Origin of the sequence: Nonomuraea sp. NPDC049158 (assembly GCF_040648335.1) — a bacterium.
In the GTDB taxonomy this organism is placed as follows: domain Bacteria; phylum Actinomycetota; class Actinomycetes; order Streptosporangiales; family Streptosporangiaceae; genus Nonomuraea.
On sequence record NZ_JBEZDM010000001.1, the window covers coordinates 887,155 to 911,409 of the forward strand.

Annotated in this window: 20 protein-coding genes; 17 read left to right on the forward strand and 3 right to left on the reverse strand. The window is 70.2% G+C overall.

Features of this window, described 5'->3' with window-relative positions; genetic code table 11:
- Window positions 1-107 precede the first annotated feature (107 nt).
- Genes AB0B61_RS03950 through AB0B61_RS03995 form a run of 10 tightly spaced genes read left to right on the forward strand, consistent with a single transcriptional unit; the run spans window position 108 to window position 11,281 of the window.
- Window positions 108-1,502 (forward strand): extracellular solute-binding protein, encoded by a 1,395-nt coding sequence (locus AB0B61_RS03950; protein ID WP_358427529.1) that lies wholly within the window; start codon window positions 108-110, stop codon window positions 1,500-1,502.
- Entirely contained in the window at window positions 1,477-2,403 is a 927-nt protein-coding gene (locus AB0B61_RS03955) for a sugar ABC transporter permease (RefSeq protein WP_358427532.1), read from the forward strand. The genes AB0B61_RS03950 and AB0B61_RS03955 overlap by 26 nt, the downstream gene beginning before the upstream one ends.
- Complete coding sequence (locus AB0B61_RS03960) at window positions 2,400-3,218, forward strand: carbohydrate ABC transporter permease (protein ID WP_358427535.1); 819 nt, start codon at window positions 2,400-2,402, stop codon at window positions 3,216-3,218. Before AB0B61_RS03955 ends, AB0B61_RS03960 begins: the two co-directional genes overlap by 4 nt.
- Window positions 3,218-4,288 carry an ABC transporter ATP-binding protein gene (locus AB0B61_RS03965; RefSeq protein WP_358427538.1) on the forward strand — a complete coding sequence of 357 codons (1,071 nt, stop codon included), beginning with the start codon at window positions 3,218-3,220 and terminating at the stop codon, window positions 4,286-4,288. The genes AB0B61_RS03960 and AB0B61_RS03965 overlap by 1 nt, the downstream gene beginning before the upstream one ends.
- Window positions 4,285-5,469: a CehA/McbA family metallohydrolase gene (locus AB0B61_RS03970; RefSeq protein ID WP_358427541.1), complete on the forward strand. Its 1,185-nt coding sequence runs from the start codon at window positions 4,285-4,287 to the stop codon at window positions 5,467-5,469. The genes AB0B61_RS03965 and AB0B61_RS03970 overlap by 4 nt, the downstream gene beginning before the upstream one ends.
- The gene (locus AB0B61_RS03975) at window positions 5,460-6,353 is read left to right on the forward strand and encodes a TIM barrel protein (protein ID WP_357656429.1); all 894 of its coding nucleotides are present in this window, start codon (window positions 5,460-5,462) and stop codon (window positions 6,351-6,353) included. Before AB0B61_RS03970 ends, AB0B61_RS03975 begins: the two co-directional genes overlap by 10 nt.
- Window positions 6,354-6,387: 34 nt before the next feature.
- Window positions 6,388-7,479 carry a Gfo/Idh/MocA family oxidoreductase gene (locus AB0B61_RS03980; protein WP_358427544.1) on the forward strand — a complete coding sequence of 364 codons (1,092 nt, stop codon included), beginning with the start codon at window positions 6,388-6,390 and terminating at the stop codon, window positions 7,477-7,479.
- A complete protein-coding gene (locus AB0B61_RS03985; protein WP_358427547.1) occupies window positions 7,476-10,154 on the forward strand; it encodes an alpha-mannosidase in 2,679 nt (892 codons plus the stop codon). Before AB0B61_RS03980 ends, AB0B61_RS03985 begins: the two co-directional genes overlap by 4 nt.
- A gap of 37 nt (window positions 10,155-10,191) precedes the next feature.
- Window positions 10,192-11,064, forward strand: a complete 873-nt coding sequence (locus AB0B61_RS03990) for a hypothetical protein (RefSeq protein ID WP_358427550.1) — start codon at window positions 10,192-10,194, stop codon at window positions 11,062-11,064.
- Window positions 11,057-11,281 carry a hypothetical protein gene (locus tag AB0B61_RS03995; RefSeq protein ID WP_357656423.1) on the forward strand — a complete coding sequence of 75 codons (225 nt, stop codon included), beginning with the start codon at window positions 11,057-11,059 and terminating at the stop codon, window positions 11,279-11,281. Before AB0B61_RS03990 ends, AB0B61_RS03995 begins: the two co-directional genes overlap by 8 nt.
- Before the next feature lie 36 nt (window positions 11,282-11,317).
- Here the strand turns inward: AB0B61_RS03995 and AB0B61_RS04000 are convergent, their stop codons facing one another.
- On the reverse strand, window positions 11,318-11,812 hold the full coding sequence (locus AB0B61_RS04000) for an Lrp/AsnC family transcriptional regulator (RefSeq protein ID WP_225290547.1): 495 nt from the start codon (window positions 11,810-11,812) through the stop codon (window positions 11,318-11,320).
- Window positions 11,813-12,077: 265 nt separating this feature from the next.
- On the opposite strand from AB0B61_RS04000, the gene AB0B61_RS04005 reads away from it, so the two are divergent.
- The 7 genes from AB0B61_RS04005 to AB0B61_RS04035 are packed head-to-tail and all read left to right on the forward strand — an operon-like array spanning window position 12,078 to window position 19,813.
- Window positions 12,078-13,511: a gamma-aminobutyraldehyde dehydrogenase gene (locus AB0B61_RS04005; protein ID WP_358427553.1), complete on the forward strand. Its 1,434-nt coding sequence runs from the start codon at window positions 12,078-12,080 to the stop codon at window positions 13,509-13,511.
- A gap of 15 nt (window positions 13,512-13,526) precedes the next feature.
- Window positions 13,527-14,594: an ABC transporter ATP-binding protein gene (locus tag AB0B61_RS04010; protein ID WP_358427555.1), complete on the forward strand. Its 1,068-nt coding sequence runs from the start codon at window positions 13,527-13,529 to the stop codon at window positions 14,592-14,594.
- A 39-nt stretch (window positions 14,595-14,633) separates the two neighbouring features.
- Window positions 14,634-15,827 (forward strand): spermidine/putrescine ABC transporter substrate-binding protein, encoded by a 1,194-nt coding sequence (locus tag AB0B61_RS04015; RefSeq protein ID WP_358427558.1) that lies wholly within the window; start codon window positions 14,634-14,636, stop codon window positions 15,825-15,827.
- Window positions 15,828-15,830: 3 nt separating this feature from the next.
- The gene (locus tag AB0B61_RS04020) at window positions 15,831-16,682 is read left to right on the forward strand and encodes an ABC transporter permease (RefSeq protein ID WP_358427561.1); all 852 of its coding nucleotides are present in this window, start codon (window positions 15,831-15,833) and stop codon (window positions 16,680-16,682) included.
- Window positions 16,679-17,464 (forward strand): ABC transporter permease, encoded by a 786-nt coding sequence (locus tag AB0B61_RS04025; protein WP_358427564.1) that lies wholly within the window; start codon window positions 16,679-16,681, stop codon window positions 17,462-17,464. Before AB0B61_RS04020 ends, AB0B61_RS04025 begins: the two co-directional genes overlap by 4 nt.
- A 36-nt stretch (window positions 17,465-17,500) precedes the next feature.
- The gene (locus AB0B61_RS04030) at window positions 17,501-18,895 is read left to right on the forward strand and encodes an FAD-dependent oxidoreductase (RefSeq protein ID WP_358427567.1); all 1,395 of its coding nucleotides are present in this window, start codon (window positions 17,501-17,503) and stop codon (window positions 18,893-18,895) included.
- Between the two features lie 45 nt (window positions 18,896-18,940).
- Window positions 18,941-19,813 carry an alpha/beta hydrolase gene (locus AB0B61_RS04035; RefSeq protein ID WP_358427570.1) on the forward strand — a complete coding sequence of 291 codons (873 nt, stop codon included), beginning with the start codon at window positions 18,941-18,943 and terminating at the stop codon, window positions 19,811-19,813.
- Window positions 19,814-19,826: 13 nt separating this feature from the next.
- Here the strand turns inward: AB0B61_RS04035 and AB0B61_RS04040 are convergent, their stop codons facing one another.
- Entirely contained in the window at window positions 19,827-21,347 is a 1,521-nt protein-coding gene (locus AB0B61_RS04040; RefSeq protein ID WP_358427573.1) for an MFS transporter, read from the reverse strand.
- 35 nt (window positions 21,348-21,382) lie between these two features.
- Window positions 21,383-24,187, reverse strand: coding sequence for a BTAD domain-containing putative transcriptional regulator (locus tag AB0B61_RS04045; protein WP_358427575.1), 2,805 nt, complete (start codon window positions 24,185-24,187; stop codon window positions 21,383-21,385).
- Between the last annotated feature and the right edge of the window lie 68 nt (window positions 24,188-24,255).

The following is a 24,255-nucleotide window of genomic DNA, read 5'->3' on the forward strand; positions in this document are numbered from 1 at the left end:
TGCAGCATGCGGACACACTCCCGAAATATCGGCAGGCCTTTACGTCATCTGGATGTCATGACATATTGGCCGGGTTCCTGGCTTTAAGGACATGTCGGAGGGTTTGCATGGGATTGCGGAAAAGGTCGGTAGGCGCGGTCGCGGTCCTCGCCGTGTCCACGCTGGGGCTCGCCGCGTGCGGCCAGTCGTCCGGCGGCGACTCCGGTGGCACGATCGAGTTAACGATCGCCCAGAACGCCATCGCGGGCGGCAAGAACGCGGCGGCGGCCGACTTCCTCGCCAACTGGGTCGCCCCCAAGTTCGAGGCGGCCGAGAAGGCGAAGGGGAAGGACGTCAAGGTCAAGTTCATCCCCAGCGGTGTCGACGACGAGCAGTACAAGACCAAGCTCTCCCTCGACCTGAAGTCAGGCAAGGGCGCGGACGTGATCGACCTCGACGGCATCTGGGCCGGTGAGTTCGCCGAGGCGGGCTACATCAAGCCGCTGTCCGATCTGGTGGGGGCGAGCGCCGACAGCTGGGACGGCTGGCAGCAGATCCCCGAATCGGTCCAGGGGCTGGCCACCTTCAACGGCAAGAAGTACGCCCTGCCCGTCGGCACGGACGGCCGGGTGCTCTACTTCAACAAGACGCTCTTCCAGAAGGCCGGGCTGCCCGCCGACTGGCAGCCGAAGAGCTGGCAGGAGATCCTCGACGCGGGCGCCAAGCTGAAGACGGCGGGCGTACCGGTGCCGATCCAGATCAACGCCGGCACCGCGATGGGCGAGGCCACCTCGATGCAGGGCGTGCTCCCGCTGCTGGCGGGCGCGGGCGGCGAGGTACAGAAGGACGGCAAGTGGACCGGCGCCTCCCAGCCGCTCAAGGACGCGCTCGGCCTCTACCAGAAGATCTACGGCGGCAGCGGCCTCGGTGACCCCAAGCTCCAGCAGGAGGCCAAGGGCCGCGACAAGTCCTTCCAGCAGTTCGCCGGCGGCAAGATCGGCATCCTGATGGAGGGCGACTACTTCTGGCGCGGCGTGGTCAACCCCAAGGACGGCGTGGCCAAGATGGCCGACCGTGACCAGACCGTCGGCTACGCCCTGATCCCCGCCATGGAGCCCGGCAAGGGACTGCGCGGCCAGGACTTCGTCAGCATGTCGGGCGGCGCGCTGCGGACCGTCAACCCCAACAGCAAGCATCCGAAGGAGGCCTTCGACCTGCTGGCCTTCACTCTCTCGCCGGACGCCCTGAAGGAGGAGACCAAGGACGGCAACGTGCGCATCACCCCGCGCACCGACGTCAACAAGGAGATCCTCGCCGGGGAGCCGCTGCTGACGTTCATCTCGGAGAAGGTGCTGCCGCTGACGGCCTACCGGCCGCCGGTCGCCGTCTATCCGCAGGTGTCGGCCGCGCTCCAGGAGGCCACGGCCGCCGTCGTCGGGGGCACGGCACCCGACCAGGCCGCCGCGGACTACCAGAAGAAGCTCGAAGGAATCGTCGGTGGCGCAGGCAACATCGCCTCTTGAGGTCATTGACGACGCGCCCGCCCGCCGCTTCAGCTCCGATGCGGCGGGCCTGGGCAGGCTGAGAGCGGGCGCGTTCGTGGCGCCCGCGCTGGCGCTGATCGCGGTGTTCCTGGTCTTCCCCGCGCTCTGGGTCCTCTACCTCGGCCTCACCAACTACCGCCTCACGGGCACCGCCGCCGTCGAGCCCCAGTTCGTCGGCCTGGACAACTTCGTCAAGGCGGTCTCCGATCCCGCGTTCTGGAACTCGACCTGGCTGACCGTCCAGTTCGTGCTCGGCTCGGCCGTCATCGGCCAGGTCGTGCTCGGGTTCACGATCGCCTGGCTGATGCGCGATCGCACCGGACCGCTCAAACGGACCGTCGAGGGCCTGGTCATCCTGGCCTGGATCCTGCCCAGCGCGGTGGTCTCGTTCCTGTGGGTGGCGCTGCTCGACCGCGACGGCGGCACACTCCAAGCGCTGCTGCACGTCCCGGGATTCGCGCCGCTGCTCGACCACCCGATGCTGTCGATCGTCATCTTCAACACCTGGCGCGGCGCCGCCTTCTCGATGATGTTGTACGGCGCCGCGCTCGGGAACGTGCCGCCCTCGCACCTGGAGAGCGCCCGCCTGGCCGGGGCCTCCGGCTGGCAGCAGTTACGTGACGTGGTGTTCCCCCACATCAGGGGACACATCCTGACGAACCTCCTGCTGATCAGCTTGTGGACGTTCAACGACTTCACGCCGTTCATGCTCACCGCGGGTGGGCCCGACGGTAAGACCGAGGTGCTGGCCGTACACGTCTACAAGGTGGCGATGCTGGGCCAGGAGCTGGGCTACGGCGCGGCCGTCTCCACGGTCATCCTGCTGATCAACCTGGTCGTGGCGGTGTTCTACCTGCGCCTGCTCAGGAGTAAGAAATGACGCGGTTCGTGCTGGGCCGGATCGGCTTCTACACGCTGATCGCGGTGCTGCTGGCCTTCTTCACCATCCCCCTGCTGTGGCTGGTCGCCGCGCCGCTCACGTCGGACCCCACCTACGAGGTCCGGGTGCCCGACTTCACGCTGGACAACTTCCGGGCGATCCTGGAGCACCCGTACGCGCTTCCGTCGCTCCTGAACTCGCTGGTGCTGGCGGTCGGCACGGCCCTGCTCGTGGTGGTCTTCGCGGCGCTGGCCGCGTACGCGCTCAGCCGGGTGCGGCTGCCGGGCCGCGACGCGCTGCTCTACGCGCTGCTGCTGCTGTCCTCGATCATCACCGGCACGGCCGCGATGGTGCCGCTGTTCCAGCTGGCCGTCGAGCTGAACCTGATCGACTCGCAGTTCGGGGTGATCCTCATCCTGACCGGCGGCCTGCTGCCCGCGGCGATCTTCATGCTCAAGGACTTCATGGACTCCACGCCGAAGTCCTACGAGGAGTCGGCGCGCGTCTTCGGGGCCTCACCGCTGCAGATCGTCCGCCACGTGGTCGTCCCCCTGGTACGGCCGGGGCTGGCGACGATCGCGGTGTGGGCCGTGGCCAACGTGTGGGGCAACTTCCTGATGCCGTACCTGCTGCTCAGCGATGTCGAGAAGCAGCCCGCGGCGGTCATCATGTACACGCTCTACACCGAGGGCGGCCAGGCCAACCTCACCCTGCTGTCCACGTTCGGCCTGCTCTATTCGGTCCCCGTGGTGCTCATGTACCTGTTCGTCAGCAAGAAGTATGGCTTCCGCTTCCACGGAGGGATCAAGCGCTGATGGCCGCAATCGAACTGCGAGCCCTGACCAAGGTCTACCCCGGGGGAGTCAAAGCGCTCGACTCGCTCGACCTGGCCATCCCCGACGGCGAGTTCTTCGCCCTGCTCGGCCCGTCCGGCTGCGGCAAGACCACGCTGCTGCGCACGATCGCCGGGCTGGAGACCGCCACCGGCGGCTCCGTCGTCATCGGCGAGCGCGACGTGACCGGCGTCCAGCCGGGCGGCCGGGACATCGCGATGGTCTTCCAGGACTACGCGTTGTTCCCGCACATGGACGTCACCGACAACATCGCCTACCCGCTGCGCATCAAGAAGGTCGGCAAGGCCGCCCGGCAGCGCAAGGCCGAGGAGGTCGGCGCCAGGCTGGGCCTGGACCAGCTCATGGACCGGCGCCCCGGCCAGCTGTCCGGCGGCCAGCAGCAGCGGGTCGCGCTGGCCCGCGTCATGGCGACGCAGGCGCAGGCGTTCCTGTTCGACGAGCCGCTGTCGAACCTCGACGCCCGCCTCCGCCTGGAGGCCCGGACGTTCCTGAAGAAGCTGCAGCGCGAGCTCGGCGTCACCACCGTCTTCGTCACCCACGACCAGGCCGAGGCGCTGGCCATGGCCGACCGGATGGCCGTCATGGAAGCCGGGCACATCCGTCAGATCGGGACGCCGGCCGAGGTGTTCCAACGGCCCGCCAACACCTTCGTCGCCGGCTTCATCGGCTCGACGCCGATGAACCTGCTCCACGGGACCGTCCACGGTGACACGCTGGAGGTGGCCGGATGCAAGGTGCCGGTCCCCGTCTCGGCCGAGGGCCTGCTGACCGACGGCGAACGGGTCGTGTACGGCGTGCGACCCGAGTACAACACCTACTCGGCCGAGCCCGTCGAGGGCTCGCTGGGTGGGAAGGTGGTCATCGTGGAGAACCTGGGGGCGTCCCACCTGGTGACGCTGGAGGTCGGCGAGGTGCTCGTGCAGGCGGTCGTGCCCGAGGGCGGCGAGCCCTCGATCGGCGCCGACGGCTTCGCCGCGCCGCGCCGCGACCGGGCCCTGGTCTACCGGGACGGCGAGCTGGTGTCGGCATGACCGTGATCCGCGGCCACTGGAGCCTGGACGACCGGCTGGAGCGGATCCTGCGCGAGGTGCCCTTCGAGGTGCCGGCCGGCACCGGCGCGCTGACCGTACGGCTGAGCTTCGACCGGTCACAGGGCGTGCTCGACCTCGGCTGCGGCTCGCCCGACGGGTTCCGTGGCTGGTCGGGCGGCGCGCGCGACGAGTACACGATCACCGCCGACTGGGCGACCCCCGGCTACCTGCCCGGCGCGCTGGAGCCGGGGACGTGGCAGGTGTGGCTGCGGCTGCACCGGGTGCCGCCGCAGGGCCTCGACTACACGCTGGAGATCCGCACCGCGGCCGCCGCGCTCCCACGGCCGGTGATCGAGGAGCCGCCGCACGGGGACCGGCCGCCGCGCCGCGACCTGCCCGGTGTCGACGGCCTGCGCTGGTTCGCGGGCGACTTCCACTCCCACACCGTCCACAGCGACGGCGTGCTGACCATCCCGGAGCTGGCCGAGCTGGCCAAGGGCCGCGGCCTCGACTTCCTGGTCGTCACCGACCACAACACCGTCAGCCACCACCCCTGGCTCGGCGACGACCGCGGCATCGCCCTGCTGCCCGGCCAGGAGGTGACCACCGACCGGGGCCACGCCAACGTGTTCGGCGACGTCGGCTGGGTGGACTTCCGGCAGCCCGCCGACTCCTGGGTCCGGCACGCCGCGCGCGAGGGCGGGCTGATGTCGATCAACCACCCGCTCGGCGGCGACTGCGCCTGGCTCCAGCCGCTGAGCGAGCGACCGCGGATCGCCGAGGTCTGGCACTCCGGCTGGTGGGACCGGCGCTGGGGCGCGCCCCTGGCCTGGGCCGACGCATGGGGACCCGACCTGGTCGCGATCGGCGCCAGCGACTTCCACCGCGTCGGCGACGACGGCCTGCCGGGCGCGCCGACCACCTGGGTCCTGGCCGAGGACACCAGCACGATCTTCGATGCCGTCGCCGCGGGCCGTACCGCGATCTCCGCGGGCCCCGGCGAGCCGCTGTTGCTCAGGCTGGGCGACGAGCTGCTCGCGCTCGACGCCGACGGCCTCGTCCTGGTGCGCCCCGGCGGCGATCGCCAGGTCATCCGCGGCGAGCGGGTACTGGTCCCCGCGGGAGAGGGACGGCACCGCCTGGAAACGTACGAGAACGAGGTGATCGCCATATGCGCGTGACACGAGTCGCCAACGCCCCCGTGAGCTTCGGCGTGTTCGAACTGGCCGACGCGCCGCCCCCGCTGAGCGCCGACCAGATGGTCCGCGCGCTCGCCGACGCCGGCTACGCGGGCATCGACCTGGGGCCCATCGGCTATCTCGGCACCGGCGCCGACCTGGTGGAACGCCTCGACGGGCTGCTGCTCGCCGGCGGCTGGGCCGACCTGCGCTACAGCGACCCCGTGGAGTTCGAGAAGGGACTGACCGCGCTGGACGCGACGCTCGACGTGTTCGCCGCCGCGCCGGCCGCCCCCGAGCACCTGGCGCCCCGGCCCACGCTCGGCTGCTCGGGCTCTCCGGCGAGGTTCGCCAGGCCCGGCGGGAACGCTCCCGGGCTGGCCGCCGCCGACTGGCCCGGCTACGCCTCCCGCGTCCAGATCGCGGCCGACCGCTGTCGCGAACGCGGCTTCGAGCCCGCCTTCCACCACCATCTCGGCACCTACGTCGAGACGCCCGAGGACGTCGAGCGGCTGCTGGAGCTGACCGACGTACAGCTCTGCCTGGACACCGGCCACCTGCTGCTGGCCGGCGGCGACCCGGTGACCGCCCTGCGCGACTGGTCGGACCGGGTCGGCCACGTGCACGTCAAGGACGGCGACACCGCGATACTCGGCCAGGCCCTCGCCGACGGCGTGGACCTGCGCGAGCTCATGGGCCGGGGCGGCTTCGCGCCGCTGGGCGAGGGCGAGCTGGATCTGCCGGGCGTCGTCCGCGCGCTCGACGAGATCGGCTACCAGGGCTGGATCATCATCGAGCAGGACACCCTGCCCGGCCGAAGGTCGGTTGAGCGGAACATCGCCGATCAAGCCGCCAACCGCGAGAAGCTGAGAGAACTGGGACTGTGACCCCCAAGCTGACCCCACGCTGGAGGATCGGGTTTTGAAGATCGCGCTTGTCGGATGTGGCGCCGTCACGCAGGCGGTGTACGTGCCGCTGCTGTCGAGGCGCCGCGACCTGTTCGAAGTGACCGCCGTCTGTGACCTGTCGCGAGCTCTCGCCGACGTCGTCGGCGACCGGCTCGGCGCGCCAGGCCGCTTCACGGCCGTGGAGAGCATGCTGGCCGAGGGCGGGTTCGACGCCGTGCTCATCCTCGCCTCCGGCTCCCACGGCGAGCCGGTACGCCGGGCGCTGGCCGCGGGCTACGCCGTGCTCTGCGAGAAGCCGCTCGCGCTGACCAGGGCCGAGGTCGAGGCGCTGCCCGAGGGGCGGCTGATGGTCGGCTACATGAAGCAGTACGACCCGGCCGTGCGCCGGGCCGAGGCGCTGCTGGCCGAGCTGGGCGGCCCGGCCGCGATCCGGTCGGTCGAGGTGACCGTGCTGCACCCGAGCGCCGAGTCGCAGCTGGCCTTCGCGAGCCTGACGCCGGCCCGCGACGTCGGCCCCGAACTGCTGGCCTCGCTGCGCGCGGCGGAGCGTTCGCTGGTCTCCCGGGCGCTGGGGGAGTCGGCTCCCGACTCGGTACGGGCCCTCTACGGGGTAGCACTCGGCTCGATATGCCACGATTTGTCGCTCCTTCGGCGATTTAGCGGGTCGCCTGCCGAAATTTCGGCTGTTGAGACGTGGGGGCCGGGGCCCGGGTCCGTCGAGATCTCCGGGACGCTGCCGGTCAGCGGGCGGTTCTCGATCCGGTGGCACTATCTGGAGGACTACCCCGCCTACCGGGAGACCGTGGTCATTCACCACGACAAGGGCTCGCTGGAGCTGGTCTTCCCCTCTCCCTACCTCATGAACGCGCCCACGACGCTGACCGTGGTCTCGGGCGACGGCTCTGGCGGCGAGAGCCGGGCCGAGTGGCGTGACGTGACCGAGGCGTTCGAGGTGCAGCTGGCCGCCTTCCACGCCTATGTCACCGAGGACGAGCCGCCGCTCACCGCCGCGGCCGGCGGGCTGGCCGACATCGTCACGGCCCAGAGCATCGCCGCGCGCTATGCCGTACAGCATGACCTGCCCATCGGAGGGGAAGCCGCGTGAGCGCCGAAATCGTCGTCGTCCCGCACACGCACTGGGACAGGGAGTGGTACGAGCCCTTCCAGCGCTTCCGGCTGCGGCTGGTGGCGCTGCTCGACGAGGTGCTCGACACGATGGAGCGCGAGCCCGACTACCACTTCACCCTCGACGGGCAGCTGGCCTGCGTGGACGACTACCTGGAGGTGCGGCCGGAGAACCGCGACCGCATCGCCGCGCTGGTCGAGTCCGGGCGGCTGGCGGTCGGGCCGTGGCAGATCCTGCTCGACGAGTTCCTGTGCTCGGGCGAGAACATCGTGCGCAACCTCGAACTCGGCATGAACCGGGCCGACAAGCTCGGCGGAGCCATGCCGGTGGGGTACCTGCCCGACATGTTCGGGCACACGGCGCAGATGCCACAGATTCTGCGGCGGGCCGGGCTGCTGCACGCCTGCGTCTACCGGGGTGTGCCGTCGTCCGTAGTGACCGACGCCTTCGCCTGGGTCGCGCCCGACGGCACGGCGCTGCGGACCCAGTACCTGCCGGCCGGCGGCTACGGCAATGGGGCGCACCTCTTCGAGGATCCGGCGCATCTGCCGGAGCGGGCCGCCGAGTTCACCGAGCGGATGCGGGAGTGGCACGGGCCCGAGGGGGCTTTGCTGGCGATGTACGGGACCGACCATTCGGCCCCCGTGCGCGGGTTGCCCGGCATGGTGGCGGACATCGGCGCCCGCATGGACACCTTGTCCGGATATATCGGTGCTTATTCGGGTGATGTGGAGGGGCTGCCCCGGGTCTCCGGCGAGCTGCGCTCCCACGCCCGCGCGAACATCCTGCCCGGCGTCATCTCCGTCCGCGCCCACGTCAAGCAGGCCATGGGCCGGGCCGAGCGGATGGTCGAGCGCTACGCCGAGCCGCTGGCCACCCTCTGGGGCGGCGACTGGCCCGGCCGCTTCCTCGACATGGCGTGGTGGCGGCTGGTGGACGCCAGCGGCCACGACTCGGTGACCGGCTGCGGCGTCGACGACACGGCCCAGCAGGTCGCCGCGCGCATCGCCGAAGCCGAGCACCTCGGGCAGGCCGTACGCGACATGGTGACCGCCCGGCTGTCCGCCGCCGTCCCCTCGGACGGGGTGCTCGTCGTCAACCCGACGCCCGCCACGCGGCGCGGCGTCGTGCTGGTGGACGTGGCGGGCCGGGATCCCCTGGTGGACCCGACCGGCGCGCGGGTGCCCGCGCAGACCCTGGAGTACGCGCCCACGCTGCTGCTGGACGCCGAGATGGACCCGGCCACCGCGCTGACGTTCATCCACGGCACGGAGCTGTACGGGCAGCACATCACCGGCTGGTCGGTGGACGACGGCACGCTGACGTTCACGGTGGCGCGGGAGTCGGCGACGGCCTTCAACGTGGCGCAGCTGCGCGGGGCGCTCGACGGGGTGACCCGGGTACGCATCGTCGCCGAGGCCCGCCGTACCGTCGCCGCCCTCGTCGAGACGCCACCCCTGGGACGCACCAGCATCCGACCGGCGTCCGGTGCCTCATCCGCGGTGAGCGCGCCGGTCGTCGGGGTGCGGGCCGAGGAGCGGGCGCTCGACAACGGGCTGCTGCGCGTCGAGGTGGCGGCGGACGGGACACTGGCGCTGACCGGCGCCGACGGGATCACCCTCACGGGCGCCGGGCGCATCGTGGACGGCGGCGACGTGGGCGACACCTACAACTACGCGCCCCCGGCCGAGGACCGGATCGTGTCAGACCCGGTGTCGGTCGAGCTGACGCCGGTCTGCTCGGGCCCGCTGGTGGCCGCCTTCGACGTCCGCCGCACCTACCGCTGGCCCGCCGCGGGCCAGGGCATCGAGGGCACCCCGGAGATCCCGGCCGCCGCCAGGACCGAGGCGACCGAGGACATCGTCGTCGACACGCGGGTCGAACTGCGGGCCGGAGAGCCGTACGTCAGACTGCACGTCTCGTTCGACAACCGCTGCTCCGACCACCGGGTACGCCTGCACGTACCGCTGCCCACGCGGGCGGCGGCCTCGCACGCGGAGGGCCAGTTCGCGGTCGTCACCCGCGGCCTGTCCTCGGAGGGCGGCTGCGGCGAGGAGCCGCTGCCCACGTTCCCGGCCTCCGGGTGGGTGGCCGCCGGTGGTGTCGCGGCGCTGCTGGAGCACGTCACCGAGTACGAGCTGGTGGACGACGGCGCGGAGCTGGCCCTCACCCTGCTGCGCTCGGTCGGCTACCTCTCCCGCAACCTGCACGTCATGCGCCCCGAGCCCGCCGGTCCCCAGCTGCCGACCCCGGCCGCCCAGTCGCGCGGCCTGCGTTCGGTCAGCCTCGCGCTCATGCCGTACGGCGAGTCGTGGGCGGCGGTCCCGCCGGCGGCCGAGACCTTCCGGCACGATCTCCTCGCGGTGCCCGGCACCGGCGACCCGTCACTCGCCCTGCCCCCGGCGGCTTCCGGCCTGTCGGTGACGGGCGACGGCGTGGTCATGACCTCGCTCAGGGTCCGCGACGGCCGACACGAACTCCGCGTCGTGGCGTACTCAGAAACCCCCACGAACGCCATCATCTCCGGCACGTTCACTCAGGCCCGCCACGCCGACCTCCGCGGCCGCCCAGGCGACCCGATCCCCGTCTCCTCCGGCACGGTCCACCTTCCCCTGCGCCCTTGGGAGATCGCCACCATCCAGCTTGGAAACTGAGAGTCTTTACATGACTACGTAGAGTAATATCTCGGCCATGATCACCCCATTGCACGAGGGGCTGGTCGGGATCACCACTCTCGACCCCGAACTTACGGCGCGGATGCTGCGCGAGCTGTTCGCCCTCCCGATACCCGAGGAGTCCAAGGGCGCCCAGGTGTCCTGCGACTTGTCGGAATGCGTACCGGCCGTCTACCGGGCGGACGCGGCACTGCTGTACGGCGATGACCCCAAGAAAGCCGAGCTGGGGGTCATCGCCGAGGTTCAACTGGAGCAGGACGAGAGGAAGCGGTTGTCCTGGCTCGCCTACATCGCCAACCTCCGCGCCCGCGATAAGTGTCCCGTCTGCCTCGTCGTCATTTGCCCCAAGCGAAGGACCGCCGAGTGGGCGGCTCTTCCCATCGAAACCGGCCATCCGGGCCTGACTCTCACCCCGCTGGTGATCGGGCCCGACAACACTCCCGTCATCACGGATGTGGCCGAAGCCGTCGGCAACATCGGCCTGGCGGCCATCTCCGCGATCACGCAGAGCAAGCATCCGCTGATAGCGGACATCCTCGCCACCCTGACGGAGGCTTTGGACAGCCTCGATTCGGACGTGGCCCGACGCTACGCTGAATATGTCACCGTGGCGCTGACAGGCAACGCGCAGAAGGAAATGGAGCGACTCATGGCCACAGAGACCTACGTCTACCAGGGAGAGTACGCACAGAGCCTGCTCGCCAAGGGCGTGGCCAAGGGGCGCGTCGAGGAGGATATCGAGTGCCTGCTCATGGTGCTCGAGACTCGAGGGATGGCGCTGTCCGACGGTGACCGTGAGCGCATCACGACCTGTGGTGACATCGCACGCCTCCGGCTGTGGATGAAGCGGGCGGTTCTGGCCTCCACGGTGGAGGAAATCTTTGCCTGAGACCGATCCCTATCGGTTCACCGTGAGCGATATCAAGGGCATGGTCAAAGTGATCCTCAGGGTACTCGAGGCCCGCGGGGTTGCGTTGTCCGATAGTGACCGTGAGCGCATCGCGACCTGCGGTAACGTTGCGCGGCTTGAGCTGTGGCTGGATCGGGTAGCTCTGGTCTCCACGGTGGAGGAGCTCTTCGTCTGCCCCACATGTAAACGACGATGACTGTAGGCGGGCGTACAGACCCCGCCTACAGTCAGCTCAGCGCGTCCCCCACGAGTAAGTCTGCTTACGCAGCTTCAAATACACGAACGACTCGGTGGCCCGCACAGCCGGGATGGCCCGGATCTTGCTGAGGATCTCCAGCAGGTGCCCATCCCCTTCACACACCACCTCGACGATCACGTCGAACGACCCGGCCGTCAGCACGACATAGTCGATCTCGTCGATGGCCGCCAGTTCGTCCGCGACCGACTCCAGGTCGCCCTCGCAGTTGACCCCGATCATCGCCTGTCGCGGGAAGCCGAGCGTCAGGGGGTCCGTGACCGCGACGATCTGCATCACCCCGGCCTCCTGCAGGCGTTGTACCCGCTGCCGGACCGCCGCCTCCGACAGGCCCACGGCCTTGCCGATCGCCGCGTACGGCATGCGCCCGTCGCTCTGCAGCTGTTCGATGATCTGCTTGGAGAGATCGTCGAGCACGAACGGCCCAGAGGGCGCGTCACTGTTGCGTCGTACGCGGGGCGGCGTGGACATTGCGAGGATCCTCCTAGCGGTCCGGCGTTGCGGGCGCATTCCCGCGGTGTTGCCGTCCTGGTGCGACATGGTGTCAGTTCTGATCGCTCTGTCAAGCGAATTCGTAGCAATTTGGTATATTCGCCACGAAATCCCTTGTCGTGAGGCGTGTGCTCTGTAAGAGTCTCGGCATCTCAGCCACCTCACCAGGAGGTCATATGACCGAGCTTGTCGAGGTCATCCATAGGCACAGCACCTTGGTCAGGCGACCGACGAAGGAGAGCGCATGACGACCCGTCTGCAGAACTTCATCAACGGTGAGTATGTGGACGCCAAGAGCGGCCGATTCTCCGATGTCATCGACCCCTGCACGGGCGAGGCCTACCTTCAGGCCCCGATCTCGGGCGGCGAGGACGTCGACACCGCCTACGCCGCCGCGGCTGCCGCGTTCGAGTCGTGGGGCCGGACCACCCCGGGGGAGCGGGCCAACCTGCTGCTCAAGGTGGCCGACGCCATCGACTCCCGCGCCGACGAGATCAACGAGGCGGAGTGCCTGAACACCGGCAAGCCGCGGGCCCGCATGGCCGAGGACGAGACTCCGGTCGCCTCCGATCACTTCCGCTTCTTCGCCGGGGCGGCCCGTACGCTGGAGGGCCCCACCTCGGGTGAGTTCCTCGCCGAGCACACCAGCGTCATCAGGCACGAGCCGATCGGTGTGATCGGTCAGGTCACGCCGTGGAACTACCCGATGATGATGGCGGTCTGGAAGATCGCCCCGGCGCTGGCCGCCGGCAACACGATCGTGCTCAAGCCGTCCGACACCACCCCGGCCTCCACGCTCAAGCTGGCCGAGATCCTCGGCGAGGTGCTGCCCGCCGGCGTCTTCAACGTCGTGACGGGTGACCGGGAGACCGGCGCGCTCGTCGTGGGCCATCCGACCGCGGCCATGGTCGCCATCACCGGCTCCGTCGGCGCCGGCATGTCGGTGGCCAAGACCGCCGCCGACGACCTCAAGCGGGTGCACCTGGAGCTCGGCGGCAAGGCGCCCGTCGTGGTCTTCGAGGACGTCAGGGACCTGCGCAAGGCCGCCGGCGACATCGCCACCGCGGGCCTGTACAACGCCGGCCAGGACTGTACGGCCGCGTGCCGCGTGCTGGTCCACGAGAGCGTGCACGACGAGTTCGTCGCCGCGCTCACCGAGGCCGCCGCCGGCACCGTGACCGGTGACCTGTCCAACGACGAGGCGCTGTACGGCCCCCTCAACAACGAGAACCAGCTGGCCAGGGTGCAGGGCTTCATCGAGCGCGTCCCGGCGCACGCCAAGGTGCTCACCGGCGGTCACCGGGTCGGCGAGAAGGGGTACTTCTTCGCCCCCACGATCGTCGACGGGCTCAAGCAGGACGACGAGATGGTGCAGAACGAGGTGTTCGGCCCGGTCATCACCGTCCAGACCTTCTCCGACGAGGCCGACGCGCTGACCAAGGCCAACGACGTCAGGTACGGCCTGAGCGGCTCCGTCTGGACCTCCGACCACGGCCGCGCCATGCGCATGTCCAACAGGCTCGACTTCGGCGTGGTTTGGGTGAACACGCACATCCCGTTCGTGTCGGAGATGCCGCACGGCGGCTTCAAGCACTCGGGGTACGGCAAGGATCTCTCGGTGTTCGGTCTGCATGACTACACCCGGGTCAAGCATGTCATGCACTACATCGGCGACTAAGGACTGTGCCGGGACATGGCCGATTTGAACGCGATCGAACTGGATGACGTCGTCAAGGAGTACCTCTCGCACGGCGAGGTCGTCCAGGCCGTGAAGGGCATAACGCTGGGCATCGCCGAGGGGGAGTTCTTCTCGCTCCTCGGCCCGTCCGGGTGCGGCAAGACCACGACCATGCGGATGGTCGCCGGGTTCGAGGACCCCTCGCGTGGCGTGGTCAGGCTGCACGGCAAGGACGTGACCGATGTCCCGCCGAACAAGCGTGACGTGAACATGGTTTTCCAGTCCTACGCGCTGTTCCCGCACATGAGCGTGTGGGAGAACGTGGCGTTCGGGCTCAAGCAGCGCAAGGTCCCGCAGGCGGAGATCAGGCAGCGCGTCGGCGAGATCCTGGAGATCGTCGATCTCACCGGCCGGGAGAAGCGCCGGCCGCGCGAGATGTCCGGCGGCCAGCAGCAGCGGGTGGCGCTGGCCCGCGCCCTGGTCAACAAGCCGCGGGCGCTCCTGCTGGACGAGCCGCTCGGCGCGCTCGACCTCAAGCTCCGCCAGGCCATGCAGATCGAGCTCAAGCGCATCCAGCGCGAGGTCGGCATCACGTTCGTGTACGTGACGCACGACCAGGGCGAGGCGCTCACCATGAGCGACCGGATCGCGGTCATGAACGACGGCCTGGTCGAGCAGCTGGCCAAGCCGCGCGAGATCTACGAGCGGCCGGCGACGGCGTTCGTAGCCGGGTTCATCGGCACCTCCAACCTGCTGGCGGGCACGGCGGCCGGCGGCGTGCTGACCGTCGGCGGCGGCCGGGTGCTGGTGCCCGAGCAGAACGGCCAGGTCACCGTGACCGTCCGGCCGGAGAAGATCACCATCTCGACGGAGCAGCCCGACGGCGACGTCAGCGCCGTGCCCGGCACCGTGGCCGAGGTGGTCTACCTGGGGACCTACAACAGTTACGCCGTGAGCCTCGCGGACGGGGCCGAGATCACGGTGTTCCAGCAGAACGCGCTCGACTCGACGACCACCGCGGAGCGGGGCGATCCCGTCTGGCTGTCGTGGAGGGCGCAGCACTCTTATGCGATCGGAAGTTGATTCATGGACCCCTCGATCAACCCAGCCCTCCTGAGGGGCATGACCCAAGCCCGTACCCGTCGAGACGCCTTCAGGATCGCCGGCCTGTCCGCCGCCGGGCTCGCCCTGGCCGCCTGCGGCGTGCAGGGTAAGAAGGCGGCGCCGCCCAAGGCCGACGCCGTCAAGGAGTTCTGGGCCAAGCAGACCAAGCACGGCCGGGTGGTCTTCGCCAACTGGCCCGAGTACATGCCCGAGAACCAGGCGCCGCTGAAGAAGTTCCAGCAGGCCACCGGCATCTCCTACGAGTACAAGGAGGTCATCCAGGAGAACGCCGAGTTCTTCGGCAAGGCCGACCCCGTGCTCAGGGCGGGCCAGTCGCTCGGCTTCGACATCGTCGTGATGACCAACGGCGTCCAGCTCCAGCACATGATCGACCTGGGCTACGTCACGGCGCTCGACCACTCGCAGATGCCGAACTTCCTGGCCAACGTCGGCGACAAGTACAAGGATCGCGCCTACGACCCCGGCAACGTCTACACGATGCCGTACACGTCGGGCGTGACGGGGATCGCCTACAACACCAAGTACGTCAAGGACGAGCCCAAGAGCATCGAGGCGCTCTTCGACCCGAAGTACAAGGGCCGGGTCGGCATGATGAGTGACGCGCAGGAGATCGCCAACTTCGGCATGTTCGCCCTGGGCCTGGACCCGGAGAAGTCGACCGAGGCCGACTGGCAGAAGGCCGGGGCGAAGCTCAAGGCCCAACGCGACGCCGGAATTGTCCGGAAATATTACGACCAGAGCTATATCGATGCCGTGTCCAAGGGCGACGTCTGGATCAGCATGGCCTGGTCGGGCGACGTCTTCCAGCGCCAGCTCGCCGGTGAGCCGGTCAAGTTCGTCGTGCCCGAGGAGGGCGGCACGATCTGGACCGACAACATGCTCATCCCCAAGAACGCCGCCAACCCGCTCGACGCGCTCATCCTCATGGACTACCTCTACCAGCCGGCCGTCGCCGCCGAGCTGGATGAGTTCATCCAGTACGTCACGCCGGTGCCGGCCGTACAGGATCTGCTGCGTGAGAACGCCGCGAAGGCGAAGGGCGAGGCGAAGAAGTCACTGGAGGAGATGGTGGACAGCCCGCTGATGTTCCCGTCGGAGGCCGACTACGCCAAGCTGCGCACCTACACCAAGTTGACCACCAAGCAGGAGCAGGTGTTCAACCCGATCTTCCAGTCGATCACGCAGGCGTAGCCGATGAGGCGGCTCACCCCCTACCTGCTGGCGCTGCCGAGCTGGATGTGGCTGGGAATCTTCCTGGTCGTGCCGATGGCCGCCATGGCGTCGGTGTCGTTGCAGACGGGCAACGCGATCGACGGCTTCGCCATGACGTTCAGCTTCTCCAACTACACCGACGCGCTCAGCCGCTACAGCCCGCAGCTCCTGCGCTCCCTCCTGTACGGCGGGCTCGCCACGGTGGCGATGCTGGTCATCGGCTACCCCGTGGCCTACTGGATCGCCTTCAAGGGCGGCGCGCGCAAGTCGATGTACCTGTTCCTGCTGCTGCTGCCGTTCTTCGTGTCGTTCGTGCTGCGGACGATCTCGTGGGGCTTCCTGCTGGCCGACGACGGCGTCCTGTTCGGCCCGCTGAAGAGCTGGGGCGTGCTGCCCGTCGGCTTCCACGTGCTGGCCACGACGTTCGCGGTGGTGGGCGGGCTGACCTACAACTTCCTGCCGTTCATGATCCTGCCGATCTACGTGGCGCTGGAGCGGGTCGATCCGCGGATCATCGAGGCGGCCTACGACCTGTACGCCTCCCGCACGGCGGCCTTCCGCCGGGTGGTGCTGCCGCTGTCGCTGCCGGGGGTGTTCGCCGGGGTGCTGATGACGTTCGTGCCCGCCACGGCGGACCCGGTCAACGCGCAGATCCTCGGCGGCACGTCCAACACGATGATCGGCAACATCATCCAGACCCAGTATCTGACGAACCTCGACTACCCGACGGCCTCGGCGCTGTCGTTCACACTGATGGCCGTGCTGCTCGTGGGCATCTTCATCTACGCCAAGGCGCTCGGCACCGAGAACGTCCTCGAGGCGGCGGCTCGATGAGGGGCCGCGGGCTCGGGGACCGGCTGCTGCACGCCTACACCTGGCTGATCATCGTCTGGCTGTCGTCGCCGATCGCGGTGATGATCCTGTTCGGGTTCAACGACAAGAAGAGCAAGTCGAACACCACCTGGCAGGGCTTCACCCTGAAGTGGTACCACCAGCTCTTCGACATCTCCGACCTGACCGTCGCACTGCGCAACTCGCTGGTGATCGCCCTGGTCAGCACGCTCATCACGGTCGTGATCGGCACCATGCTGGGACTGGCCATCGGCCGCTATCGCTTCCGGGGCCAGGGGGTGACGAACTTCCTGGTGTTCGCCGCGATCTCGACGCCCGAGCTGGTCATGGGGGCGTCGCTGCTGTCGCTGTTCGTCTCGGGCAACGTGCCGCGCGACGCGAACACGATCATCGTCTCGCACGTGCTGTTCTCGCTCTCGTTCGTCGTCGTCACCGTACGGGCCAGGGTGATCGTGCTGGATCCTTCGCTCGAGGAGGCGGCCAAGGATCTCGGGGCGACCAGCTGGGGAACCTTCCGGCAGGTGACGCTGCCGTCGATCCTGCCGGGTGTGCTGGCGGGGGCGATGCTGTCGTTCGCGCTGTCGATCGACGACTACGTGGTGACCAGCTTCGTGAACGGCTCCACCGTCACCTTCCCGCTGTGGATCGTCGGGTCCGTCAAGACCGGCATCCCGCCGCAGGTCAACGTCATGGGTACGCTGATCTTCGGCGTCGGAGTACTGATCGCCATCGCCACCTCGGTCACGGCTCGCCGTCGTGCCTGAACGTCCTCGAACCGAACCCGTGGGGAAGTGGAATGTGTGGATCCGCTGAAGGCGCTTGCTGACGCGGAGCGCAAGCCGTACTGGCTGGACAGTCCGGCCAGACCGGAGCCGCGACCGCGGCTCTTCGGAGACACCAGCGCCGACCTCGTCGTGGTCGGCGGCGGCTTCACGGGGCTGTGGACCGCCTTGCTGGCCAAGGAACGCGACCCTGACCAGGACGTCGTCCTGCTCGAAGGCCGCAGGATCGGCTGGGCGGCCTCCGGCCGCAACGGCGGCTTCTGCATGGCGACCCTCACCCATGGCCTGCCCAACGGCCTCGAACGCTGGCCCGATGAGATCGACCGGCTCGAACGCCTCGGCGTGGCCAACCTCGACGAGATCGAGCGGACGCTGGAGCGCTACGGCATCGACTGCTCCTTCGAACGCACCGGCGAGCTGAACGTCGCCACCGAGCCATGGCAGCTCGACGCGCTCGGTGAGCACCTCGATCTCGTCTCCGAGCTCGGCCTGGACTACGTGGCTCTCGACCAGGACCAGGTGCGGGCCGAGGTGAACTCGCCCACCTACCTGGGCGGGGTCTGGGACCGCAGCGGCTGCGCCATGCTCGACCCCGCCCGGCTGGCCTGGGGGCTGCGCGAGGTCTGCGTGTCGCTCGGCGTCCGGGTCTACGAGCGCAGCCCGGTCCGCTCGCTGATCGACGACGGCGTCACGATCAGCCTGCGTACCCCGCACGGCGTCGCCACCGGCCGCCGCGTCGCGCTCGGCACCGGCGTGTTCCCGCCGCTGCTGCGGCGGCTCAAGCACTTCGTGGTGCCGGTGTACGACTACGCGCTCATGACCGAGCCCCTGACCGAGGCGCAGCTCGCCGAGGTGGGCTGGCGCAACCGGCAGGGCGTCGGCGACGGGGCCAACCAGTTCCACTACTACCGGCTGACCGACGACAACCGCGTCCTGTGGGGCGGCTACGACGCCGTCTACTACAACGGCGGCCTGGTCAAGCCGGAGTACGACCAGCGCGACGAGACCTTCGTCAAGCTCGCCGGGCACTTCGCCACCACGTTCCCGCAGCTGGCCGATGTGCGCTTCACGCACCGCTGGGGCGGCGTGATCGACACCTGCAGCCGCTTCAGCGCCTTCTACGGCCAGGCGCACGCCGGTCGGCTGGCCTACGCGGTCGGCTACACCGGCATGGGAGTCGGTGCCACCCGCTTCGGTGCGAACGTCATGCTCGACCTGCTCTCAGGCGAGCGCACCGAGCGGACCGACCTGCGGATGGTACGCGAGAAGCCGATCCCGTTCCCGCCGGAGCCGGTGCGGTCCGGGGTGATCCAGTTCACCCGGTGGTCGATCGCCCAGGCCGACCAGCACGAGGGCAGGCGCAACCTCTGGCTGCGCGCCCTCGACCGAATGGGCCTCGGCTTCGACTCATAGCCCGGTCGAAGGCTCATAACCCATCAAGGGCGGGATCATCGACATATGAGGGTTGAGTTCACCGCTGACGAGATCATGCTGGCCGGGGACCTGCGGGTGCCCGAAGGAGAGGGCCCGTGGCCCGGTCTGGTGTTCACCGGGCCGTTCACCGGCGTACGTGACCAGGTCACCGGGCTCTACGCGGAGCGGCTGACCGCGCGGGGCTACGTGACGCTGGCCTTCGACCATCGCAACTGGGGCGAGTCCGGTGGCGAGCCGCGCCGCCACGAGGATCCGCAGGGCAAGCTGGGCGACCTGCGGGCCGCGGTGTCGCTGCTGCGGTCGCGACCCGAGGTGGACGCGGCGCGGATCGGCGCGGTCGGCATCTGCCTGGGCGGGGGATACGCGCTGCGGTTCGCCGCCTTCGATCCCCGGGTGAAGGTCTTCGCCGGGATCGCCGGGGCCTACAACAACCCCTACGCGATGCGCTCGGGCATGGACTACCAGGCGGCCCTGGCCTCCTTCACCGAGGTGCTGGAGCGTCAGGACCTCGGCGGGCCGGTGGAATACCTGCCCGCCGTGGCGGAGGAGGGGGAGGCGGCGATGCCCGGCGACGAGCCGTACGCCTACTACGGTGGCGCGCGTGCCGCGTCGGAGACCTGGGCGAACGAGGTCACCCGGGCCAGCGTGCGCGAGCTGATCACCATGGACAACGTGATGGGCGCCGACTTCCTGTCGCCCAAACCGGCGCTGATCGTGCACGGCGTGGTGGACCGGTTCTGCTCGCCGGAGGGCGCGGAGGAGGCGTTCCGGCGGCTCGACCAGCCCAAGAAGCTCGTCTGGGTCGACGCCAAGCAGCACATCGACCTCTACGACCAGGAGCCGTACGTCACGCAGGCCGTCGACGCGGCAGCGGACTTCCTGCGCGAGCACCTGTGACCGCCTGACCACGTCAGACCCTGACCGTCTCGGACACGGTCTCGGGAATGACCTTGGGCACGCCGCGCAGCCCCACCAGCGCGAGCACCGCCACCACGGCCAGCATCGCCGAGGTGGACAGCGCCGTGACGTGGACGGCCTCGACGTAGGCGACCCGGGCCGCCTCGATGAGCTGCCCGGCCTGTGCCGCGGGCAGCGTCTCGGCCGTGTGCAGCGCGCCCGCGATCGACTCCCTGGCGGCCTGGCCCGGCACTCCGGCGGGCAGGCGCAGGCCGGCGCTGTAGGAGCTGTTCAGCAGGGTGCCCAGGATGGCGATGCCCAGCGCCCCGCCCAGCTCGAACGCCGTCTCCGACACCGCGGCCGCCGCCCCGGCCCGCTCCTTGGGCGCGGTGGCCAGCACGTTGTCGTGGTTGACGGTGAAGGCGAACCCGATCCCGATCCCGCTGAGGAACTGCGGAGCGAGGATGACGAGCAGGCTCGTGTCGAGCCCGAACGTGCTGTAGCAGAGGAACGCGCCCGCGGCCATCGCCAGGCCGAGCGCCACGACGCCGTTCCTGCCCAGGCGCCCGATGGCCCGGCCCGCCAGCATGCCGCTGATCGCGCCGCTGAGCCCGCCCGGCAGGCTCGCCAGCCCGGCCTGAAGCGGCGTCCAGCCGAGCACGAGCTGGAAGTACCAGGCGGACATCAGCGACATGGCGGTCATCGTGAAGATCGCCAGCAGGTTGGTGCCGATCGACGCGCTGAAGGCCCGGTTCCTGAACAGCCGCACGTCGATCAGCGGCTCCGCCAGCCTGGTCTGCCGCCACCCGAACAGCCCCAGGCACGCCACGCCCAGCACGGCCGCCACCGGCACACTGGCGTGCGCGAACCCCTGGTGGGCGGCCTCCTTGATCGCGTAGATGGCCGTCACGATGCCGGCGAAGGAGAGCGCCACGCTCGGCAGGTCGACGCGGCCGGCCTCGGGGTTGCGTGACTCCGGCAGTACGAGAACGCCCCCGACCAGCACCAGCGCCATGATCGGCACGTTGATCAGGAAGACCGAGCCCCACCAGAAGTGGTCGAGCAGCAGCCCGCCGATGACCGGCCCCACGGCGAACCCGGCGGCGCTCATCCCGCTCCAGAGGCCGACGGCGGCGGTCCGCTCCCTGGGATCGGTGAAGACGTTGCGGAGGGTCGACAGCGTCGACGGCATGATCGTCGCCCCGGCCACGCCGAGCAGCGCCCGGGCCGCGATGAGCAGCTCCGGGTTGGGGGCGTAGGCGGTCACCGCCGAGGCCGCCCCGAACGCGGCGGCGCCGATGAGCAGCAGGCGCTTGCGGCCGATGCGGTCGCCGAGGTTGCCCATGGTGACGAGCAGGCCCGCGAGCGCGAAGCCGTATATGTCGCCGATCCACAGGAGCTGCGTGGCGTTCGCGCCGAGCTCGCCGACCAGCCTGGGCAGGGCCAGGTGCAGGACCGTCATGTCGAGCGAGAGGAGGAGGCTGGCCAGGCACGCGACGGCCAGACAGGCCCATTTGCTGTTGATGGTGCGCATGCGGACCACCATGATCGGAGGCGCTGACCGATCGCCTACCGCTCGCTGACGATCTCCCCGAGCTCGGCCAGCCCGGCCTGGATGCGGGCGCGGACCTCGCCCGCGCTGTACCAGTCGCCGGGGCACTCGGCCAGGGCCTGCTCCATGAGCGCGCGGGCCTCGTCGCGGTCGCCGCGGAGCATCGCCAGCTCGCCCAGCCCCACGTGCGCCCTGGCCATCGTGTCGCCCGAGCCGATCCGGCGGGCCATCTCGGCGGCCCGCAGATAGTCGGCCCGCGCCCCGTCGAGGTCGCCCAGGCGGGCCATGGAATCCGCGCGCAGGCACAGGCACTCGGCCATGTCCGCCTTCGCGCCCAGCTCGCCGGACGTCCGCAGGCCCTGGTCGGCCAGGTCGCGCGAGGTCGCGTAGTCACCCTGCTCATAGGCCAGCTCGCTGAGCCCGCTGAGCGCCAGCGTGGCGCCCCAGCGCTCGCCGAGGGCCCGGAACGCGGCCAGTGCCCGCTCGAACTCGGCCCCGGCCTCGTCACCACGGCCGATGATCTCCAGCATGAACGCGAAGCCGCAGTGCATCAAGGCCCGCGACCAGGGCGACAGGCTGCCGGAATAGTGGGCCACCAGCTTCTGGACGCCCTCGTAGTCGTCGGGCGGGCCGGTGAACATCGGCAGCATCATCGTCAGGGACTCCAGCCGCGTCGGCAGGTAGGCGACCGGCATCAGGCGGCGGAGCCTGCCCAGCCGGGCACGCAGCTCGTCGCCCGGCTGCCTGCCCCAGGCCGCGACCAGCACGCACATGGCGTACTCCTCCTCAAGACCGTCGGGCGGGGTGCTGCCCATATCGGCGATCAGCCCGTCGGCCAGGCTCGCACTGGTGCCCCGGTGGCCGCGCATCCACCAGTAGTAGGCGGAGTAGGCGAGGATCCGCAGGCCCAGCGCCTGCCTGCCGGTCTCGGCCGACCAGCGTACGGCGGCGGCCACGTTGTCGCTCTCCTCGTCGAGACGCGCCAGCCACTCCAGCTGCTCGGCCTTGCGCATGTGGCCGTCCGCCTCGATGGCCAGCGCCAGATAGCAGTCGGCGTGCGCCTCGCGCACCGCCTCGGTCTCGCCCGACTCCGCGAGCTTCTCGGCGCAGAACGCCCGGATCGTCTCCATCATCCAGTAGCGGCCGTCCACGGCCTCGACCAGCGACTTCTCGGCCAGCGAGAACAGCACCTCCTCCGGCAGCCCGCACACCCGCTCCGCGGACCCGGGCGTGGCGCCGCCCACGAACACCGTCAGCCGCCTGGCCATCCGCTGCTCCCGCTCGTCGAGCAGGTCCCAGCTCCACGCCACGACCGCGCGGAGCGTCTGGTGCCTGGGCAGGGCCGTACGGCTGCCGCGGGCCAGCAACCGGAACCGGTCGTCGAGCCGCGCCGCGACGTCGCCGACCGACATCGTGCGCAGCCGCGCGGCCGCCAGTTCGATCGCGAGCGGCAGCCCGTCGAGCGCCCGGCAGATGCCGGCCACCTGGGCCAGGTTCGTCTCGTCGACCGGTTGCCGGACCGCGGCCGCCCGGTCGGCGAACAGCCGGACGGCGGGGTAGTCGAGGGGGTTCGCGGCGTCGGGTGGCGGCAGCCGCAGCGGCGCCACGGGCAGCAGGGACTCGCCGGTGATGCCCAGGGCCTCGCGGCTGGTCGCCAGCACCCGCAGCGCGGGGCAGGAGGCCAGCAGCAGGTCGGCCAGCTCGGCCGCGGCCGCGACGAGATGCTCGCAGTTGTCGAGCACCAGCAGCAGCCCGCGGTCGGCGAGCGCGGCGAGCAGGCGGGCGACGGGATCGACGGCGGGCCGGTCATGGCCGGACAGCCGGGTGTCGCGGATGTCGAGCGCGGCCAGCACCGCCTTCGGCACGTCGGCGGGGTCGCTCACGGGCGCGAGCTGCACGACGCAGACGTCACCGGTGGTCCGCTCGGCGGCCTCCATCGCGAGCCGGGTCTTGCCCGCCCCGCCGGGTCCGATGAGCGTGACGAGCCTGGCCGCCTCTAAGTGGGCCCCCACCTGCCGCAGCTCCTCGGCCCTGCCGACGAAGCTGGTGAGCTGGGCGCGCAGGCCCTGCCTGCTCACGGCCGCCGCCGTGGCCGCCAGCGACGGATCGGCCCTGAGCACGGCCAGGTGCGCCGCGGCCAGCTCGGCTCCCGGCTCGACGCCCAGCTCCTCGTCGAGGATCCGCCGGGCGTCGGCGTAGGCCGTCAAGGCCTCGGCCTGCCGGCCGCTGCCGTACAGGGCCCGCATGAGCTGGGCCCGCATCCGCTCGCGCAGCGGGTGGGCGGCCGTCAGCCGCCGCAGCTCGGCGACCAGCTCGCGGTGGGCGCCCAGCTCCAGGTCGGCCTGGATGCGGTCCTCCACGGCGGCCAGGCGCAGCTCCTCCAGCCCGGCGGCGGCCGCCTGCGCGTACGGGGCGTCGGAGAGCGGCGCGCCGCGCCACAGCGCCAGCGCCTCGCGCAGCAGCGCCGCCGCGCGGCGGGGGTCGCCGCCGAGAGCCCGCCTGCCGTCGCCGACCAGCCGCTCGAACCGGTGCGCGTCGACGTCCTGCGGGTCGGCCGCCAGCCGGTAGCCCGCCGGGTGGAACTCCACCCGGTCCCGGCCCAGCGCCCGGCGCAGCCTCGACACCTGCGCCTGCAGCGCGTTGGCCACGCCCTCGGGCGGCTGCGGGCCGTAGAGGGCGGCGGCCAGCCGCTCGGCGCCGACGACCCGGCCCGCGTCGAGCGCCAGCAGCGTGAGCAGCCCCCGCACCCGGGGGCCGCCGAGCGCGACCGGCTCGCCGTCCTCGCCCAGCGCCCGTGCCGGGCCGAGGATTTCGAAGCGCATACCTCGATTATCGCGGCCCCGCGAAGATCGCGGCGATCTCCGGGCGCGTCGGCATGACGACGATCTCC

Coding starts and splice junctions, on each gene's coding strand:
- AB0B61_RS03950 (WP_358427529.1), top strand. CDS start 108: ATGGGATTGCGGAAAAGGTCGGTAGGCGCGGTCGCGGTCCTCGCCGTG.
- AB0B61_RS03960 (WP_358427535.1), top strand. CDS start 2,400: ATGACGCGGTTCGTGCTGGGCCGGATCGGCTTCTACACGCTGATCGCG.
- AB0B61_RS03965 (WP_358427538.1), top strand. CDS start 3,218: ATGGCCGCAATCGAACTGCGAGCCCTGACCAAGGTCTACCCCGGGGGA.
- AB0B61_RS03970 (WP_358427541.1), top strand. CDS start 4,285: ATGACCGTGATCCGCGGCCACTGGAGCCTGGACGACCGGCTGGAGCGG.
- AB0B61_RS03975 (WP_357656429.1), top strand. CDS start 5,460: ATGCGCGTGACACGAGTCGCCAACGCCCCCGTGAGCTTCGGCGTGTTC.
- AB0B61_RS03990 (WP_358427550.1), top strand. CDS start 10,192: ATGATCACCCCATTGCACGAGGGGCTGGTCGGGATCACCACTCTCGAC.
- AB0B61_RS04000 (WP_225290547.1), bottom strand. CDS start 11,812: ATGTCCACGCCGCCCCGCGTACGACGCAACAGTGACGCGCCCTCTGGG.
- AB0B61_RS04005 (WP_358427553.1), top strand. CDS start 12,078: ATGACGACCCGTCTGCAGAACTTCATCAACGGTGAGTATGTGGACGCC.
- AB0B61_RS04010 (WP_358427555.1), top strand. CDS start 13,527: ATGGCCGATTTGAACGCGATCGAACTGGATGACGTCGTCAAGGAGTAC.
- AB0B61_RS04015 (WP_358427558.1), top strand. CDS start 14,634: ATGACCCAAGCCCGTACCCGTCGAGACGCCTTCAGGATCGCCGGCCTG.
- AB0B61_RS04020 (WP_358427561.1), top strand. CDS start 15,831: ATGAGGCGGCTCACCCCCTACCTGCTGGCGCTGCCGAGCTGGATGTGG.
- AB0B61_RS04025 (WP_358427564.1), top strand. CDS start 16,679: ATGAGGGGCCGCGGGCTCGGGGACCGGCTGCTGCACGCCTACACCTGG.
- AB0B61_RS04035 (WP_358427570.1), top strand. CDS start 18,941: ATGAGGGTTGAGTTCACCGCTGACGAGATCATGCTGGCCGGGGACCTG.
- AB0B61_RS04040 (WP_358427573.1), bottom strand. CDS start 21,347: ATGCGCACCATCAACAGCAAATGGGCCTGTCTGGCCGTCGCGTGCCTG.
- AB0B61_RS04045 (WP_358427575.1), bottom strand. CDS start 24,187: ATGCGCTTCGAAATCCTCGGCCCGGCACGGGCGCTGGGCGAGGACGGC.